At 59.0% G+C, this 17693-nt stretch carries 15 protein-coding genes and 1 tRNA gene; 8 read left to right on the forward strand and 8 right to left on the reverse strand.

Going from position 1 to position 17693, the window contains the following annotated elements:
• The first annotated feature begins 158 nt into the window (after positions 1–158).
• Complete coding sequence (locus Z945_RS0116510; protein WP_025053201.1) at positions 159–1337, forward strand: pyridoxal phosphate-dependent aminotransferase; 1179 nt, start codon at positions 159–161, stop codon at positions 1335–1337.
• 67 nt (positions 1338–1404) lie between these two features.
• On the opposite strand, the gene Z945_RS0116515 is transcribed toward Z945_RS0116510, so the two are convergent.
• Positions 1405–1998 carry an outer membrane protein gene (locus Z945_RS0116515; RefSeq protein WP_025053202.1) on the reverse strand — a complete coding sequence of 198 codons (594 nt, stop codon included), beginning with the start codon at positions 1996–1998 and terminating at the stop codon, positions 1405–1407.
• Between the two features lie 426 nt (positions 1999–2424).
• Here Z945_RS0116515 and Z945_RS0116520 point away from each other — a divergent pair, with 426 nt between their 5' ends.
• Positions 2425–3963: a trimethylamine methyltransferase family protein gene (locus tag Z945_RS0116520; protein ID WP_025053203.1), complete on the forward strand. Its 1539-nt coding sequence runs from the start codon at positions 2425–2427 to the stop codon at positions 3961–3963.
• 84 nt (positions 3964–4047) lie between these two features.
• Here Z945_RS0116520 and Z945_RS0116525 read toward each other — a convergent pair whose 3' ends face one another.
• Positions 4048–4305, reverse strand: a complete 258-nt coding sequence (locus tag Z945_RS0116525; protein ID WP_025053204.1) for an EF-hand domain-containing protein — start codon at positions 4303–4305, stop codon at positions 4048–4050.
• A 239-nt stretch (positions 4306–4544) separates the two neighbouring features.
• On the opposite strand from Z945_RS0116525, the gene Z945_RS20150 reads away from it, so the two are divergent.
• Positions 4545–5030: an RNA polymerase sigma factor gene (locus tag Z945_RS20150; RefSeq protein ID WP_025053205.1), complete on the forward strand. Its 486-nt coding sequence runs from the start codon at positions 4545–4547 to the stop codon at positions 5028–5030.
• Between the two features lie 529 nt (positions 5031–5559).
• On the opposite strand, the gene Z945_RS20395 is transcribed toward Z945_RS20150, so the two are convergent.
• From Z945_RS20395 to pdxH, 6 genes are all read right to left on the reverse strand, one after another.
• The gene (locus Z945_RS20395; RefSeq protein WP_081781018.1) at positions 5560–5790 is read right to left on the reverse strand and encodes a DUF2188 domain-containing protein; all 231 of its coding nucleotides are present in this window, start codon (positions 5788–5790) and stop codon (positions 5560–5562) included.
• Between the two features lie 211 nt (positions 5791–6001).
• Complete coding sequence (locus Z945_RS0116535) at positions 6002–9640, reverse strand: vitamin B12-dependent ribonucleotide reductase (RefSeq protein WP_025053206.1); 3639 nt, start codon at positions 9638–9640, stop codon at positions 6002–6004.
• Between the two features lie 712 nt (positions 9641–10352).
• Positions 10353–10429, reverse strand: a tRNA-Pro gene (locus Z945_RS0116540).
• Between the two features lie 91 nt (positions 10430–10520).
• Positions 10521–11021 (reverse strand): DUF192 domain-containing protein, encoded by a 501-nt coding sequence (locus tag Z945_RS0116545; RefSeq protein ID WP_420911462.1) that lies wholly within the window; start codon positions 11019–11021, stop codon positions 10521–10523.
• On the reverse strand, positions 10976–11539 hold the full coding sequence (locus Z945_RS0116550; protein WP_174412345.1) for a cold-shock protein: 564 nt from the start codon (positions 11537–11539) through the stop codon (positions 10976–10978). The genes Z945_RS0116545 and Z945_RS0116550 overlap by 46 nt, the downstream gene beginning before the upstream one ends.
• Before the next feature lie 106 nt (positions 11540–11645).
• Positions 11646–12251: a pyridoxamine 5'-phosphate oxidase gene (gene pdxH / locus Z945_RS0116555; RefSeq protein WP_025053209.1), complete on the reverse strand. Its 606-nt coding sequence runs from the start codon at positions 12249–12251 to the stop codon at positions 11646–11648.
• A 249-nt stretch (positions 12252–12500) separates the two neighbouring features.
• On the opposite strand from pdxH, the gene fabI reads away from it, so the two are divergent.
• From fabI to Z945_RS0116580, 5 genes are all read left to right on the forward strand, one after another.
• The gene (gene fabI, locus Z945_RS0116560) at positions 12501–13307 is read left to right on the forward strand and encodes an enoyl-ACP reductase FabI (RefSeq protein ID WP_025053210.1); all 807 of its coding nucleotides are present in this window, start codon (positions 12501–12503) and stop codon (positions 13305–13307) included.
• Positions 13304–13912, forward strand: a complete 609-nt coding sequence (locus Z945_RS0116565; RefSeq protein ID WP_338152107.1) for a LysE family transporter — start codon at positions 13304–13306, stop codon at positions 13910–13912. Before fabI ends, Z945_RS0116565 begins: the two co-directional genes overlap by 4 nt.
• Before the next feature lie 3 nt (positions 13913–13915).
• The gene (gpt, locus tag Z945_RS0116570; protein ID WP_025053212.1) at positions 13916–14452 is read left to right on the forward strand and encodes a xanthine phosphoribosyltransferase; all 537 of its coding nucleotides are present in this window, start codon (positions 13916–13918) and stop codon (positions 14450–14452) included.
• Between the two features lie 155 nt (positions 14453–14607).
• Positions 14608–15786, forward strand: a complete 1179-nt coding sequence (locus Z945_RS0116575) for an aminotransferase (protein ID WP_025053213.1) — start codon at positions 14608–14610, stop codon at positions 15784–15786.
• Positions 15787–15851: 65 nt separating this feature from the next.
• A complete protein-coding gene (locus tag Z945_RS0116580; RefSeq protein WP_025053214.1) occupies positions 15852–17693 on the forward strand; it encodes a peptidyl-prolyl cis-trans isomerase in 1842 nt (613 codons plus the stop codon).

A 17693-nucleotide genomic window follows, 5' to 3' on the forward strand; every position in this document is an offset into this window, starting at 1 on the left:
CCGCGAGATAATTCTCAGCCGGAAATGGGACAAATATTCGTACACATCATCTGGGTCATGGCGTTTTGGTAGCCTGCCCAAGGCTGAGCGGTCAACAGTTGATTGACAATTGCAGGTCGCTCTGCGCCCCTGCGCCCAATTTGGTAAGGAGCAAGGTCATGCAAGCATCACAGCGGATTGGGAACATTCTGGGCGGTGGGTCAGATGGATGGGACGTATTCAACAAAGCCCGTGCCATGATGGCTGTTGGCACGCCGGTGACCGAACTGACCATCGGGGAGCATGACATCCGAACCGCAGCCCCGATCCTTCAGGACATGCACCGTGCAGCGCTGGCAGGGCACACTGGCTATGCCGCCATTCCGGGGGTGCAGGCGCTGCGCGAGGCCGTCGCGGCCCGGATACAGGCGCGGACTGGTATTGAGACAAAGCCGGAGAACGTGATGATCACACCGGGCGGTCAATCCGCGCTTTTCGCCAGCCATATCGCAGCCTGCGACCCTGGCGACCGGGCGCTCTATATTGATCCGTTCTATGCCACCTACCCCGGTACCATCCGGGGTGCCGGTGCCGAACCGGTCTGTGTGCAGGCCCATGCAGCAGATGCCTTTCAACCGCGCAGTGCCGACATCGCTGCTGCAGCAGAAGGTGCCAAAAGCCTGCTAATCAATACGCCCAATAATCCGACCGGGATTGTCTATTCCCGCGCCACACTAGATGGCATCGCAGAGGTCTGCAAAGACCACGACCTTTGGCTGATCTCGGACGAGGTTTACGACACCCAGGTTTGGGAGGGCGAACACCTGTCGCCCCGCGCCTTGCCTGACATGGCCGAACGGACGCTGGTTGTCGGTTCCATGTCGAAATCCCACGCTATGACCGGTTCGCGCATCGGCTGGATCGTGGGCCCCGAGCCGATGATCGATGATCTGATCAACCTCGCGACCCATACGACCTACGGCGTGCCAGGCTTTATTCAGGACGCTGCTCTCTTTGCACTGCGCCAAGGCGACGCCTTCGAAGCCGAAATTGCAGAGCCGTTCCGCCGCCGCCTTGCCCTTGCTTACAAAGTGTTGGCCGGTCAGAACGCTGTGAGCGCTGTGCCTGCGCAGGGTGCCATGTATCTGATGCTGGATATTCGCAGCACCGGCATGAGCGGCGAGGAATTTGCGCTTGCCCTACTTGATGCGCACCACATTGCCGTAATGCCGGGCGAAAGCTTTGGACAGGCCGCCGCGGGTCATCTGCGCGTTGCTATGACGGTCGATGATGCCGCGTTCGAAGCGGCGGTGAAGACGCTTTGCGACTTCGCCGCTGGTCTTCAGACGAAAGCCTGAACCCAAAGAAAAAGGCCGCTGCGCTGTTGCGCAACGGCCTTGTTGTCTAATCTCAACGAAGCGGAGATCAGAAGCGGAGTGAACCGCGCACGTTGAATGTTGTCGCATCCACATCTGCACCCGACACGTCACCGATGTCGTTGAACTGGTGGTGCAGTACTTCGGCACCGACCATGTAGCGGTCAGAGATCTTGTAAGAGACGCCGACACCTGCAAATGCACCGTCTTCGCTGTCACCGGAGACTTCTGCTGCTGCATAGCCTGCTGTTGCGTAGACCAGTGTGTTGCCGAGGTCGTAGCCGCCTTTCAGTTTCAAGCGAGCAACAGATTCAAGCTCTGCCAGACCGTCATTCAATTCGACGTCTGTTTTGTCATAGTCGACTTCACCGCCGACGACCCAATCACCGAAATCATAGTCATAACCGGCGTGGAAACCGTAGCTGCCGTTGTCACCGTCCAGATCATCGGGACCGTCTACGTCAGCATAGCCCAACTGCAGACCAGTGTAGAAGCCGGTCCAATCACCGCTTACCACCATCGGGGCAGGCTCAATGACCGGTGTTTCTACAACTGGATCAGCCAGGCTGCCCGCATATACGGCACCGCCAAAGGATGTTGTTGCAATCACGCCAAGGGCGGTGAGTGTTTTGTAATGTGTCATAAGGTCTGCTCCTGTTTTTACCATTTGACTGTCGGGCAGCACTGCGATGTGCGGCCCTCATAGCGAAGTAATGCGAGAGATAGGTATTAGGTTCCGAATGCAAAGGGATCGAGTTTTCGATGGGCCAATTTTTGCGAAGCCATCATTTAATCGGCAGGAACCAGCCGACATCAAAGCGCGAAAAGCCCTTGTTTTGCTGCACTTGCATCCGTCGCAAACAGACGACCGTGGCGTAAATGGAACAGAACGGACCCTATCTGCCCGACACTATGGAACCAAAGGAACACTTGATGACGCCAGACATCTGCATCATTCGAAGGGTCAGCCGCACGATTGGCGCGGACCGAGGTCTTGCGGCACGGGGCAGACCGGAACGGCTTTGAAACCGCACTTTTTCTATTTTCAATTTTGAACCGGATCCGACCCATGACAGATCAAACCCCAATCCGCAGCGGTGGCCGTGCCGCCCGGCGCGCGGCCCGTGCCGCCCCCCTTGCCGATCATATGCGGCCTATCCGCCCAGGCATGACCGGCGGTCGCTTCAATCCTCTGAGCGATATAGATGTGCAGGCGATCCATACTGCCGCCCTTGAAGCGCTGGAAACCATCGGCTTGGCTGATGCGCCACCTTCTGGTGTGGCGTATCTGACAGGCGCAGGGGCCGTTCAAGGCACGGACGGCCGCATCCGCTTTCCCAGCGCGCTGGTGGAAGACACGATTGCGCGTGCCAACCGCTCCGTCACGCTGTGCGCCCGCGACCCTGCATATGACCTGGACCTGTCCGGCAGCCGGGTGCATTACGGCACTGCTGGCGCGGCTGTGCATCTGGTAGACGTCGCAGACAACAGCTACCGCGAATGTGGCGTGCAGGATCTGCACGATGCGGCCCGGATTGCAGACCGGCTGGACAACATCCATTTCCTGCAACGGCCCATGGTCTGCCGCGACATCCCTGACAACCGCGAGATGGACCTCAATTCGATCTATGCCTGCTGTACCGGCACGATGAAACACATCGGCCTGTCTTTCACCGATCCATCTTACGTCAAGGACGCGCTGGAGATGCTGCACATGATCGCAGGTGGTGAAGAAAAATGGCGCGAACGGCCTTTCATTTCGAACTCCAATTGCTTTGTCGTGCCGCCAATGAAATTCGCCACAGAATCCTGTCAGGTGATGGAGGCCTGCATCGAGGGCGGCATCCCTGTTTTGCTGCTGTCGGCTGGGATGGCCGGGGCAACGGCTCCATCGACTGTCGCAGGTGCCATCGTGCAGGCCGTGGCTGAATGTCTGGCGGGTCTGGTATATGTGCAAGCGGTCAAACCCGGCCATCCGGTAATTTTTGGCACATGGCCCTTTGGTCTGGACCTGCGCACAGGCGCGATGACCGGCGGTTCCGGCGAACAGGCGCTGCTGTCTTCGGGCTGTGCACAGATGCATCGGTTCTACGACCTGCCTGGAGGTGCGGCGGGCGGCATTGCCGATGCCAAGATGCCCGATATGCAGGCCGGATGGGAGCAGATGTGCTCGAACGTCATGGCCGGACTGTCAGGCTGCAACATGATCTACGAAGCGGCGGGGATGCATGCCTCCCTTTTGGGCTTTTGCCACGAGTCGCTCATTCTGGGGAACGATCTGATCGGACAGGCCATGCGCTGTGTGCGGGGGATTGAGGTGAACGAGGAAACGCTGGCCGTTGATCAGATCCGGCACGTCTGCATGGGTGGACCGGGGCATTATCTCGGCACTGAACAAACGCTGAGCCGGATGGAGAGCGACCATGTCTATCCCGATCTGGCAAATCGGTCCTCACCCAAGGAATGGGAGGAGATCGGCAAGCCCGACCTCATCGCGAACGCCACGGCACGCAAAGAGGCAATCCTGTCGGATCACGCGCGCGCCCGCTTTGACCCAAAGCTGGACCAGGCGCTGCGCGCGCGTTTCAACATTCACTTACCGGCATAACGTATTTTGCGGCACAAGAAGGCCCGACAGAGAGAACTGCCGGGCCTTGGTGCTGCATAGGGTCCGGGCAAGACCCTTTGCCGCTTAACCTTTGTTTGCAGCGGGCATTAACCCTGCCTCTTGCGCGGCCTGCACTTCGCCATCGTCCAGCGATCCGTCGGCATTAAGATCCATCGCCGAGAACTGGTCCGTAGTCATATCAGGATAGACGGCCTGAACTTCAGCAACGCTGAGAATGCCATCGCCGTTGGCGTCCACTTCTGCGGCACCCGCGCCCATGGCATAGGCAGGCAGGCAGAGGGTTGTGATGGCGACTGCGGTCATTTTGAAAGTCTTGGTCATTTGGATACTCCCTTTCGAGGTTTTGCTCAAAGGCTTTGCTGCCTTCCCCCTGTCAGATGCGCGAAACCGGGATTGCATCCCTGCTCTACCCCAGACACGCGGAGGCTTGCCGATCCGGGCGGCGGGCGTGAGCCAGTGCCCGCCCAAAAAGAGTGGATGAGGCCCATCGGCGGAAATTCTCGCGCTGATTGAAAGTGCCGGACCTGTCATGTTGTCTCCGTCAACCGAGGGAGGTTTCGATGACTGCTATTGCTGATGTCGCGCAATTGCGCCCCAAACTTCTGCGCCGCGCGCGCAGGCTTGCCCCCAGTGCGGATGAAGCTGAAGACATGGCACAAGAAACGATATTACGTCTGTGGCAGGTGATGGCTGGTCCTGAAGAAGTCCTGCGGCCCGAGCATTATGCAATGGTCTTGCTGCATAACCTTGCCCGCGCCCGCTGGCGTGGCCGCCGCCCCACCGAAGAACTGACCGATGATATGGCACAAACGGTGCCGCTGGCCCCATCGCGCATTGCCTGCACCGAATTGCTGACCGCGATCAAAAGACTGCCTGAAGAGCAAGCGGCAATCATGCGGCTTGTGATGGCGGGAGAGACCAGCCCGCGCGTGCTTGCCGATCGGTTGGGCGTGCCGCGCGGCACCGTGATGTCGCGGTTGGGCCGTGCGCGGGCGCGGCTACGTGAAGAAATGGCGCTTGAGGGGTCTGTCGCGGAATTACTGTAGGTCAGCGCCTGAAGCGTCTGTTGACTGGAGGCTCTGCCTCCAGACCTCCGCGGGATATAAGGCCAAAAAGAGAAAGGGGATGGGATTGTGGTACGGACTGGCGCAGATGCGATTAACAGCGCACAACGGGCCTGCGGAAGCGGACCTTATCGCAGTATTTCGCTGACATTGCTTTCACTTAGGGCGGTTTGCAAACGGTCCCGGTTTCATTTGCAAAGGCAACGTCTGTGGCCTTTGCTCCTGACAAAAGAAGAAAGGGAGAGCCGGAGCTCTCCCTAGTTTCGCCGTTCAAGCTCCATTTGTTAACCGCTCGGTACTTGTTTTGCCTGCGGCCTGAACGTCGTACAGAGCGAACGCATCCGCTCCGTGTCTCGTGCCCCGGCTTGGCCGGGGCTGCGGAGTGGCGGCAGTCGTTCGCTTGCGAACGATGAGAGCCACCCCTTCTCAGTAAAGGCATCCAAAGTGCCTTATTGGTCCGGGCAGTGCGCCAAGCGCCCTGCCTATCTCCGCCAGAAAAGACGCACCTGTGTCAGCCCTTCGGCGGATATGGGTCCTTTCCGTAAGTGTTACGTTCCCGAATTTGACCATTGCGGCCTTGAAGAAACGCTTCGGAGCCCCGGCTGCGCGCGAGTCCACGGGCGCTGTCCCAAGCCTCCGCTTGCGTAGCGTGCAAGCTAGCGGCTCGCTCGGAACCTTCGGTCTGCACAGCCCATTGCCCATCAGACCTTGGCGAGGTCCACACGTTTTTCGATTTGGACATTAGTTGTCCTCCTAGTTACCCACATTCTACCCCCAGGTAGCACATTTGTTGTGGGTGTTTCTCAGTACGCTATTGATCCGCGATCTCGTCCATGGTCTCCGTTTTCTCATCGACCTATGAAGGCCGAACTCGCTTTTCCCGCAGCGTACTAGGCTATGCGGGAAGGGCGCTAGGGGGTGGCGCTGCAACGTCGCCCCCAACCCTCAATCCTTTAGCTACACCCGGACGTCCCGCCACAGGTGTTGCACTTCATGCACGTCCCGTTGCGCACCAACGTGTAGTTGCCGCATTCGCCACAGGCCTCGCCCTCATAGCCTTGCATCTTGGCCTTTGTGCGGGCGTCGATTGACACGGAACCCGAAGCAACCGCGGTGGTTGAGGATACTGCAACTGACATGTTGCCTGTCTCCATCCCCGGCGCGACCGCTACGCTGTCCATGCCGCCTTGCAACAGGACCAGTTCCTGCGGCGGGCGATTGCGCAGGTAGCCGCTTGAGCTGATCTGCTTGAGCACTTCAAGTGACCGGGTCGCTGCAGTTTCAGAGAGTTCAGCCACATTGCCGACGTTCTCGACTTCTTCGCCCTTGCCCAGATCGTCGAATGTGGCCCCTTCGGGTTTCACATGCGCCAGATCGGTACGGTCGAGGTAGGAAACAGCCAGCTCGCGGAAGATATAGTCGAGGATCGAGGTCGCGTTCTTGATGCTGTCGTTGCCTTGGACCATGCCCGCAGGCTCGAACTTGGTGAAGGTGAAGGCATCGACGAATTCTTCGAGCGGCACGCCGTACTGAAGACCAACAGACACCGCGATAGCGAAGTTATTCATCATGGCGCGGAAACCCGCCCCTTCCTTGTGCATGTCGATGAAGATTTCGCCCAGCTTGCCGTCTTCGTATTCGCCGGTGCGCAGATAGACCTTGTGACCGCCAACGTTTGCCTTTTGCGTATAGCCTTTTCGGCGCTGTGGCATCTTTTCGCGACTGCGGTTGATCACTTCTTTGACGACGATCTTTTCGACGATCTTTTCGGCCAGCACAGCTGCTTTTTCCTGCGTTGAGCCGGATTCGAGCACTTCTGCTGCTTCATCGTCGTCCTCGACCAAAGATGCAGCCAAAGGCTGGCTGAGTTTGGAGCCATCCCGGTAGAGTGCATTCGCCTTGATGCCCAAGGACCAGCTGAGCTCATAGGCTTTCTGGCAGTCTTCAATCGTTGCATCGTTCGGCATGTTGATCGTTTTCGAGATCGCCCCGGAGATGAAGCTTTGCGCCGCGGCCATCATGTAGATGTGGCTGTTGACGGACAGGTAACGCTTGCCCTTCTTACCACAGGGGTTGGCACAGTCGAAAATGCTGTAGTGCTCTTCTTTTAGGTGCGGTGCCCCTTCGAGGGTCATGGTGCCGCAAACGTGGTCATTGGCTGCGTCGATGTCCGCCTTGGAGAACCCGAGTGACTTCAGCAGATCAAAGGTCGGATCGTTCAGCTTGGCCGCAGGGATGCCCAGCACTTGCGTGCAGAACTCTTCGCCCAGCGTCCACTGGTTGAACACGAAACGGATATCGAAGGCTTGCGCCAATGCCGCGTCGACCTTTGCCAACTCGTTGGGGCCAAAACCATGACCCATCAGCGTGGTGTGGTTGATACCGGGCGCATTGCCGATGGTGCCGTGGCCCACAGCGTAGCCGACGATCTCTTCAATCTGCGCGGAGCCGTAGCCAAGCTTTTCCAGAGCTGCTGGAACACTTTGGTTGATGATCTTGAAGTAACCACCGCCCGCGAGTTTCTTGAACTTTACCAGCGCGAAGTCAGGCTCAATCCCTGTGGTGTCACAATCCATCACCAGACCGATGGTGCCCGTCGGCGCGATGACAGATGTTTGCGCGTTGCGGTACCCATGTACCTCACCCAGCTTGATCACCTCGTCCCAGCAGGACATGGCCACATCGACCAGACCCGGCTGTGGGCAATTCTCATGATCCAGCGGGACGGGCTTGATTGCCAGCTTTTCGTAGCCCGTGGCATGACCGTAAGCCGCGTTGCGGTGGTTGCGCATGACGCGCAGCATATGGTCGGCATTCTTGGCGTGACCGGGGAAGGCCCCCAATTCACCTGCCATCTCGGCTGACGTGGCATAGGCGACACCGGTCATGATTGCGGTCAGCGCTCCGCAAAGCGAGCGGCCTTCATCGCTGTCATAGGAGTAGCCCATGTTCATCAGCAAGCCGCCGATGTTTGCATAGCCCAGGCCAAGCGTGCGGAAGTCATAGGACCGCTGTGCGATTTCCTTGGACGGGAACTGCGCCATCATGACGGAGATTTCCAGCGTCACGGTCCAGAGGCGCGAGGCGTGCATATAGTCTTCGACGTTGAACACACCGTCTTCGAGGAAGGTCAGCAGGTTCATGGACGCAAGGTTGCAGGCCGTATCATCCAGGAACATATATTCGGAACAGGGGTTTGAGCCGCGGATTGCGCCGTCTTCGGGGCATGTGTGCCATTCGTTGACGGTGTCGTGGTACTGGATGCCCGGATCGGCACAGGCCCATGCGGCGTGGCCCACCTGCTCCCACAAGTCGCGGGCGCGAATCACTTTGGAGGCTTTTCCGGTGACGCGGTCGATCAACTCCCAATCGGCGTCCTTCTCGACAGCTGTCAGGAATGCGTTGGTCACTCGGATAGAGTTGTTGGAGTTCTGGCCAGAGACCGAATTGTAAGCCTCGCTATCCCAGTCTGTATCGTATGTCGGGAATTCGATGCTGGTGTGGCCCTGCTTGGCGTAGTCCAGCACGCGCTTGACGTATGTCTCCGGGATGGCGACCTTTTTGGCGTCGCGGACTGCGGTTTTCAAACCGGGGTTCACGGCGGGATCATATGCGTCGGCCTCGGCACCGTCCCATGCCTTGATGGCCGCAAAAATCGCGTTCAGCTTTTGCTCGTGCATCTTGGAGCCTGCGACGATGGACGCCACTTTCTGCTCTTCCAGCACCTTCCAGTTGATGAAGTCTTCGATATCGGGGTGGTCCGCATCAACAATCACCATCTTGGCCGCACGGCGCGTGGTGCCGCCGGACTTGATGGCACCCGCTGCACGGTCGCCGATTTTCAGGAAACCCATCAGGCCCGAGGATTTACCGCCACCTGACAGCTTTTCACCTTCACCGCGCAAGCTGGAGAAGTTGGTGCCTGTCCCGGAGCCGTATTTGAACAGACGCGCCTCACGCACCCAAAGGTCCATGATACCGCCGTCGCCAACCAGATCGTCTTTGACCGACTGGATAAAGCAGGCGTGGGGCTGGGGATGCTCGTAAGAGGATTTGGAGCGAGTCAACTTGCCGGTCTTATAATCCACATAGTGGTGGCCTTGTGCAGGACCGTCGATACCGTAGGCCCAGTGCAGGCCGGTATTGAACCACTGTGGCGAATTGGGTGCGCCGCGTTGGGAGGCAAGGATGTGGCGCATTTCATCGTAATAGGCCTGAGCGTCGGCTTCGGTGGTGAAATAGCCGCCCTTCCAGCCCCAATAAGTCCAGGCGCCGGCTAAGCGATCAAACACCTGCTTGGAAGAGGTCTCGCCGCCCATAGTGGCACCTTCAGCCGGGACCGAACGCCACAGGAACTCGGGCACACCCTTTTCCTTCACCTTTTTCAGCGCAGAGGGAACGCCGGCTTTGCGGAAATACTTCTGTGCGATCACGTCGCTTGCCACCTGGCTCCAGCTGGAGGGCACTTCGACATCGTCCAGCTTGAAGACCACGGACCCATCAGGATTGCGGATCTCTGAAACAGTGGTGATGAAATCCAGCTCTGCGTATGCGTCTTTGCCCGCGGTGGTAAACTTACGTTCGATCTTCATTATGCTGCCTCTTGCATTTCAAGTGCCTAAACCAAAGGTCCGTTTACACACACGGCCCTCACCCTTTTTTACCCATCGGCGCACAAACGATATGACACCACCCTTTCGCCAGCGGGTGCCGTTTTATGCAGTTTCGACTTGTAGATACGCCTTAAACCTGCCTGTGCGCCGGGACGCGCCTTCGCAGCGTTGACCACTACATGTTGTGGCGTCATCCCCGGACTTGCACAACCTGACGTATTTGGACCTATCCGGTCAAAGGTTTTTTTAACAAATTTCGGCATTCTTTTGGTTGACGCAGCATTGGTTTTTGGCGTGGCGACACCTCGCCCGATTCAACTGGTTAATATCCACATGGTGGATATCTGTCCGGGCGTATTGGCACCCCCGGAATAAACCAAACATTTCGGCAGGTTTACCTGCAGTGGCTCACCCGATAGATGAACTTATCCACAGGGAACCGGTGCATAAGCCGACGTAAAACAAGACGGGCAAAAATTTTGAGCACGGGCTCCGTTTTGCATAAATCTGCAACATATCTCCGGACAAACTAGAGAATCGGCGCATAGAATTTAGGCATTTCCCACCACCCGAAGTGCGGCACAGGACCAAAGCCACCAGATATAGTGGCACAGTGGTGCGCACGCAGATGCAACCAAGGCGCAGGCAAGATCGCGCAACACGACGCATCATATTCTCGATGATTGAAAAGTGGTCGGAGCGAGAGGATTCGAACCTCCGACCCCCTGTACCCAAAACAGGTGCGCTACCAGGCTGCGCCACGCTCCGACTGCGGCCTCTTTAGCCACAGTTTATCGGAATGAAAAGCCCTAGATTGGTGAATCCTGCGCGAAGCTGCAACGCGCCCAAAACAACAGCCTTAACAGGGCCATGCGGGCGCATAATCTGCATGGGCCGGATGGCGCACTTGCGTTCCCGCATCAATGCCAAGGCGCTGGGCCAGCCCCCCGTTGATTTCAAGCACCGTCAGAATCGCATCGCCCCCTTCAATCGGGGTTTCATCCAAAGGCACGGCATTACTATGAATCCGCTGCACCACACCGGCGGCATCAATGAAGAGCATATCCAGCGGGATCAACGTGTTGCGCATCCAAAAGCTGGTCCGGCGCGGCGCGGCGTTCACGAAATACATACCGGCCGAGAGCGGCAGTTCGGTACGGTGCATCAGGCCCTGCGCCTGTTCGGCGGGGTCATCGGCCAATTCGACCTGAAACCGGGCCTTGCCCCAATCGCCGCGCAGCAGGACGGTATCCTCGCGGCAGGCCTCTGCCAACGTAACACTCGGAATCGCGCTGAAAACAAATGCAGCAGCAATCAGTCGTGCTGTGTGTCCGACGACTTGCTTAAAACGGTTTCCCACGCCTGTACCTCACCTGCCATTTTACCTCTGCTCCCGTCGATAACGCGCAAAGCAAGCGCTTCGCCCGGTTGCAGATCAGACAGACCCGACTGGCGCAGGATCTCGATATGAACGAAAACATCCTCCGGCTTGCCAAAGACATTGGCGAACCCGAATCCCTTGGCCTTGTCGAACCATTTAACGCGGGCAGGCTCCAACGGCACAGCGTGAAGCGTATCACTGTCCAGACCGTTCACATCCGGCAACCGCGCTGGGCTGCCCCCTTCGGGCGGGTGAATCGCTGTCACCTCCACCGCCTGCACACCGCGGTCGGTTTCCTGCACCAGCAAACAAATACCGGCACCATCCGCGACCGAGCTTTGGCCAAAGTTCCGCAACACATTGACGTGCAACAGAATATCCGGGCCGCCCGCTTCTGTTACGACAAAGCCGAATCCTTTGATCGGATCGAACCACTTAACAACGCCGGCCACCTCTGACCGCGCGTGGACAGGGTCTGAGCCTGCGAATCCCTCAATGCTCTTGTCTTCTGCCACGTGTCACCTTCGATCCGTCGATCATGTCTGTGTCGCTGTCCGGCTAAAAAGCACCGGCATTGCGCAGACCACTTCTATAACTTTTGAGTCATGGGTTCAGTCGTTGAACGTCCCACTCACTCCCTACTGATTTGCGCCGCCATTGAAAGCGATCGTGCAAACGATGCTCGCCATCGGCCCAGAATTCAATCTCTAAAGGCGTAATACGATATCCGCCCCAATACGGGGGCCGCGCCGGGTTGATCCCTTTTGTTGCCGTTACCTTGGCCACTTCGGCCATCAGTGCCGCCCGGCTTTTCAGCGGTTGGGACTGGCGCGAGGCCCAGGCGCCAAGCCGGCTTTGCAGCGAACGCGAGGCATAATATTCATCGGCCAATGGCCCGTCTTCACGGGTGACCAGCCCCCGCACGCGAATTTGGCGGCGCAGTGATTTCCAATGCACTACAAACGCGGCTTTGCCCGCGCTGTCCAACTCCTGGGCCTTTTGGCTTTCATAGTTAGTGTAGAATACAAAGGCTGCAGGCTCGATGTCTTTGAGCAAAACCATACGGACATTCGGCAAACCGTCGGCATCCACTGTTGAAAGCGCAATGGCATTGGGATCGTTAAGCTCGCTTTGCTCGGCTTCGGCCATCCAACTGCGTGCCAGTGTGAAAGGATCCTCGCCCGCGAATTTTCCTGAGCGCCCGGACATCATAACCCCATCATCGAATTAACACCCCGGCCCCCACTAAACACGCCACATCCCGGCACGTTGATATAGGCTATGTGATAAAACAAGTGACAACTTGAGACAACCTAAAGCTGCTGGGCGCGCTTTTGGTGCCGGTCCATGCGCGCCCATTGCGTAATCGACAGGCGTTTGTCCTCGCGGTGCAGTCTTGATGGCTTCAGCGCAATAGCCTAAACGAATTGGACAGAAGGCAATTAGAGTGGGCAGAGCATGGCTAACGACTTGATGCAGGGTAAACGTGGGCTGGTCATGGGGCTGGCCAATGACAAATCCATCGCTTGGGGCGTCGCGCGCAGCCTGGCCGACGCCGGTGCGGAACTTGCCTTCTCTTATCAGGGGGATGCGCTGAAAAAACGCGTCGACCCGCTGGCCGCTTCTTTGGGCAGCGATATTGTCCTGCCCTGCGATGTGGGCGACGAGGCATCTATAGATGCGCTCTTTGACGGCTTGAAAGAGCGTTGGGGCAGCATTGATTTTATCGTTCATGCCATTGGTTTTTCCGACAAAGGCGAGCTGCGAGGCCGCTATGTGGATACCAGCCGCGGCAATTTCGCCATGTCGATGGATATCTCGGTCTATTCCTTTACCGCAGTGATGCAGCGCGCGGAAAAGATGATGACGCCGGGGGCAAGTGCTCTGACCCTGACGTATTACGGTGCCGAAAAGGTCATGCCGCATTATAACGTGATGGGCGTGGCCAAAGCCGCGCTTGAAGCCTCCGTAAAATATCTGGCAGAAGACCTTGGCAAGGACGGCATCCGCGTCAACGCGATCTCTGCCGGGCCGATCAAGACGCTTGCCGCCTCCGGCATCGGCGATTTCCGCTACATCATGAAATGGAACGAATACAATTCTCCCTTGCGCCGCAACGTGACCATCGAGGATGTGGGCAAAGCCGCCCTCTTCCTGCTCAGCGATCTCGGCTCCGGCACCACGGGTGAGAACCTGCATGTGGACGCAGGCTACCACGTGGTCGGCATGAAGGCGGTCGATGCGCCTGACATGGCCAAGGAATGACGCTGACCCTCGCCGATCTCATTGCCTTCAACGTGGTGCTGATCGCCGCGATTGCAGCCCCCGGCGCGGCGCTCTTGTATTTCATCAAGACCACCGTCGCCTCGGGCCGCACTGCTGGCATGGCCACCGGCATCGGTCTGGGCACGGCTGCGGCCCTCTGGACGCTCGCCGCCCTTCTGGGGCTTGAGATCGTCTTTACCCTCTTTCCATGGACCTTCACCGCGCTGAAACTCGGCGGTGCCGCCTATCTGATCTGGATCGCAATCCAGACATGGCGCCACGCCCGTGATCCGCTGGGGGACGCACCCACACCCCACGGTACCGCGATCCTCTCGGGCCTCCTGCTGAACTTCGGCAACCCCAAGTCCATGCTCTTTGCCGCCGCCGTCATCGTGGTGGTCTTCCCGCAGGGCATCGGTGCCATCGACATCGCCGTGATCGTCGCCAACCATCTGGTGCTTGAGATCGCCTTCTATGCGCTCTTTGCCCTGCTCTTGGGCACCGGCCCCGCCCGCCGCAGCTATATCCGCCTCAAACCCGTGCTTGACCGCATCGCCTCCACGCTTCTGGGCGCACTTGGCCTGCGCCTCATACTGGAGAAATAACCCATGTCCGACGCCACCAACCCCGCAGGGCGCCTGCCCCACGAAAAGGGCTTCCACATCTCATGGGACCAGATCCACCGCGACAGCCGCGCCTTGGCGTGGCGGCTTGACGGTAAAGGCCCTGATGACGGCAACTGGCGCGCCGTTGTTGCCATCACCCGTGGCGGCATGGCCCCTGCGATGATCGTGGCGCGTGAGCTGGACATCCGCACAGTCGATACGATCTCGGTCGTGTCCTATCATTCCGGCGGCGGCAAAGCCGACCAGCGGCGCGAAGCTAAGGTCATCAAATCGCCCGACAGCGAAATCATGGGCGACGGCACGGGCATCCTGATCGTCGATGACTTGGTCGACAGCGGCAAAACGCTCGAACTGGTCCGCGAGCTTTATCCGCAGGCGCATTTCGCCACCGTCTATGCCAAGCCCGAAGGCGAACCTCAGGTCGATACGTTCATTACAGGCGTCAGCCAGGACACCTGGATCTTTTTCCCTTGGGACATGGCCCTGCAGTATGTCGAGCCCTACCGGGGCAAGGACTAACCCTCCTTTCTCTTTTTGGCCTTGTCCCTTTGCTTTTGCCAACGTGGCGCAAAACGCTGCCTCTCTTGATGGTCGAACGCGCTTTGCACCCCTCGACTTTCGGAAAAAGAAGAGGGACGATATACCGTCCGCACTCTCAACTCGGAGCCGCCCGCATGACGATCACGCGCACCGCCGCCACCTTCCCGCCTCCGGTCATGGAGGCCCGCCGCTGGCTCGACGGCGTGACCCACCCAGACACGCGCCCCCTAATCAACGTCAGCCAAGCGGCACCGGTCGATCCGCCGCCCCAAGGACTGCGACAGGCGATGGCCGATGCCGCTCTTACGCGCGATGATGCGCACCTTTACGGCCCCGTCCTGGGCATGGACGAACTGCGCGATGAACTGGCCGCTCAGACTGCAGCGCTGTACGACGGCACCGTCACGCCAGAACAAACCTGCATCACCTCAGGCTGTAATCAGGCTTTTGCGGCCGCCATCGCGACGCTTTGCGCCGAAGGGGATGAGGTTATCCTCCCAACCCCTTGGTATTTCAATCACAAAATGTGGCTGGATATGTCTGGCGTCCGCAGCGTCGCGCTTGAGACCGGCACCGATATGCTGCCCGATGTGGAGGCCGCTGCCGCGCTTATCACCCCGCGCACCCGCGCCATCGCACTGGTCAGCCCGAACAATCCCACCGGGCAGGAATACCCGGATGCGCTGTTGCAAAGCTTCTTTAATCTGGCCCGCGCCCATGGCATCGCCCTGATCGTCGACGAAACCTACCGTGATTTTCACAGTCAAAGTGGCGCGCCTCATCCGCTGTTCCAGGACGCCGCATGGGACGACACGTTGATCCACCTCTATTCCTTTTCCAAAGCCTACCGTCTAACGGGACACCGCGTCGGTGCGATGATCGCAAGTGAAGAGCGGTTGGCCGAGGTCGAAAAGTTTCTCGACACCGTCGCCATCTGTCCTGCCCAACTGGGCCAGCACGCGGCCCTCTGGGGCATGCAGAACCTTGGCCAATGGCTGGCGGGAGAACGCGACGAAATCCTGACCCGCCGCGCTGCCATTACGCAGAACCTGCCCAAACTCGAAGCTCTGGGATGGAAGCTCTTGGGGCTGGGCGGCTACTTTGCCTACCTTCAGCACCCCTATGCCGAAAGCTCTGCTGATCTGGCCCCAAGGCTGGTGCGTGATGCTTCGGTCCTCTGCCTGCCCGGCACGATGTTCTACCCCTCGGATGATCCCGCGGGCGCGCGCGAGCTGCGGATTGCCTTTGCCAACCTTGATGCGGCTGGCATTGCCACGCTTTTTGACCGCCTTGCGGACCTGCCTGCCGCCTGACACCTCTTGCCCCTCTGCCCGGCACCGCTTAGACACGCATGCAACACAGGCAAAGGGCAGTGAACATGGCAAAAAGCGGTGGCATCGGCAAAATCGCGATGTGGATTCTGATGGGTTTTCTGATCCTCGGCCTGGCCGGTTTCGGCGCGGTGAATCTCAGCGGCAATCTTCGCAGTCTGGGGACCGTCGGCAGCAAGTCCATTCCGGTGGAAGTTTACGCCCGCCAGTTGCAAAACGAGATCCGCGCCATCGAACAGCAAACCGGTCAGCAGTTGCCCTTTGCACAGGCGCAGGCCATCGGACTGGACCGTGCCGTGCTGCAACGTCTGGTGCGCAACCGTGCTCTTGATCACGAGACCTCGGAGTTGGGCATCTCCATCGGCGACGAATCCCTACGCGAAGACATCCTTGCCATCACGGCATTTCAGGGCGTTGATGGCACATTCGACCGCGAAGGATACCGGTTCGCCCTTGAACAGGGGGGCGTTTCCGAAGCCGAATTTGAAACATCCCTGCGCGAAGAAGCCGCTCGTACCCTTCTGCAAGGCGCGATCCTGGGCGGTGTCCGCATGCCCGAGACCTATGCCCAAACGCTGGTCAACTATGTAGGCGAGCAGCGCAGCTTTACCTGGAGCCTGCTGGAGGAAGCCGCACTGGAACAGCCCGTCGCCGAGCCTTCTACAGAAGACCTGCGCAACTATTATAACGCCAATGCCGATCTCTTTGTTCTGCCCGACACCAAGATGATCACCTACGCGATCCTCTCGCCCGATGCTTTAATCGACGAAGTCGAAGTGCCCGAAGAAGAGCTGCGTGCCGCCTATGACGAACGCCAGAACACCTTTAACCAGCCGGAGCGCCGTCTGGTCGAGCGGCTGGTGTTCCCTGACGAGGAAGCCGGCAACCAGGCCGCCGCCGCGCTTGAAGTCGGCAGCACCAATTTCCGGAACCTGGTCGAGGAACGCGGTCTGGCCCTGGCCGATGTTGATCTGGGGGATGTGGGTCGGCTTGAGCTGGACGCCGCCGGCGAAGCGGTCTTTGCCGCCGAAGTGGGCGACATCGTCGGCCCCCTGCCCAGTCCGCTTGGTCCGGCCCTCTTTCGCGTGAATGGCGTCTTGCCCGCATTGACGACCACGTTTGAACAGGCCCGCGCCAATCTGCAAGAAGAGCTTGCCGTCAGCCGTGCGGTTCGCGCGGTCGAAACCCGCGCCCGGGATATCGACGACCAGCTTGCCGGTGGGGCGACGCTGGAACAACTCGCTGACGAGACCGAGATGACGCTCGGCACCATCGCATGGACACCCGAAACCTCCGAGGGCATTGCCGCCTATAGCGACTTCCGCGAAGCGGCCAGCGCCCTCTCGACCGGCGATTTCCCCAAGGTTGAACAACTGGACGACGGCAGCATCTTTGCCATGCGGCTGGACGAGGAACTGCCTGAGCGACCCAACCCCTTTGAGGACGCCCTTGAAGACGTGCGCGCGGCTTGGGCTTCCGAGCAGCTGGTCGCAGCCCTGACCGCCCGCGCAACCGCGCTGGTCGCGACATTGGGCGCGGATGGATCATTCGCTGCCGAAGGCCTGACCGCCATTGAAGAAGAGAACCAGACCCGCAACGCCTTTATCGACGGCACACCGCCGAATTTCATGGAGCAGGTCTTTGACATGGAGGTGGGTGATGTCACCGTCCTGCCGGGCCAGGACAGTGTCGTGATCGTGCGTCTGGATGCGATTGATGCCGCAGGCGATGATCCGCAAAGCGCGGCCCTGTTGAGCCAGCTCGGGACACAACTGGACGAGGCCTTGGCGGCCGATCTGTTCACCCTGTTTGCCGACGATGTGGTCCGGCGTGCCGGGCCAGAGGTCGACACCCGCGCGGTGCAGGCCGTGCATGTCAACTTCCCCTGA

Origin of the sequence: Sulfitobacter noctilucae (assembly GCF_000622365.1) — a bacterium.
Lineage (GTDB): Bacteria > Pseudomonadota > Alphaproteobacteria > Rhodobacterales > Rhodobacteraceae > Sulfitobacter > Sulfitobacter noctilucae.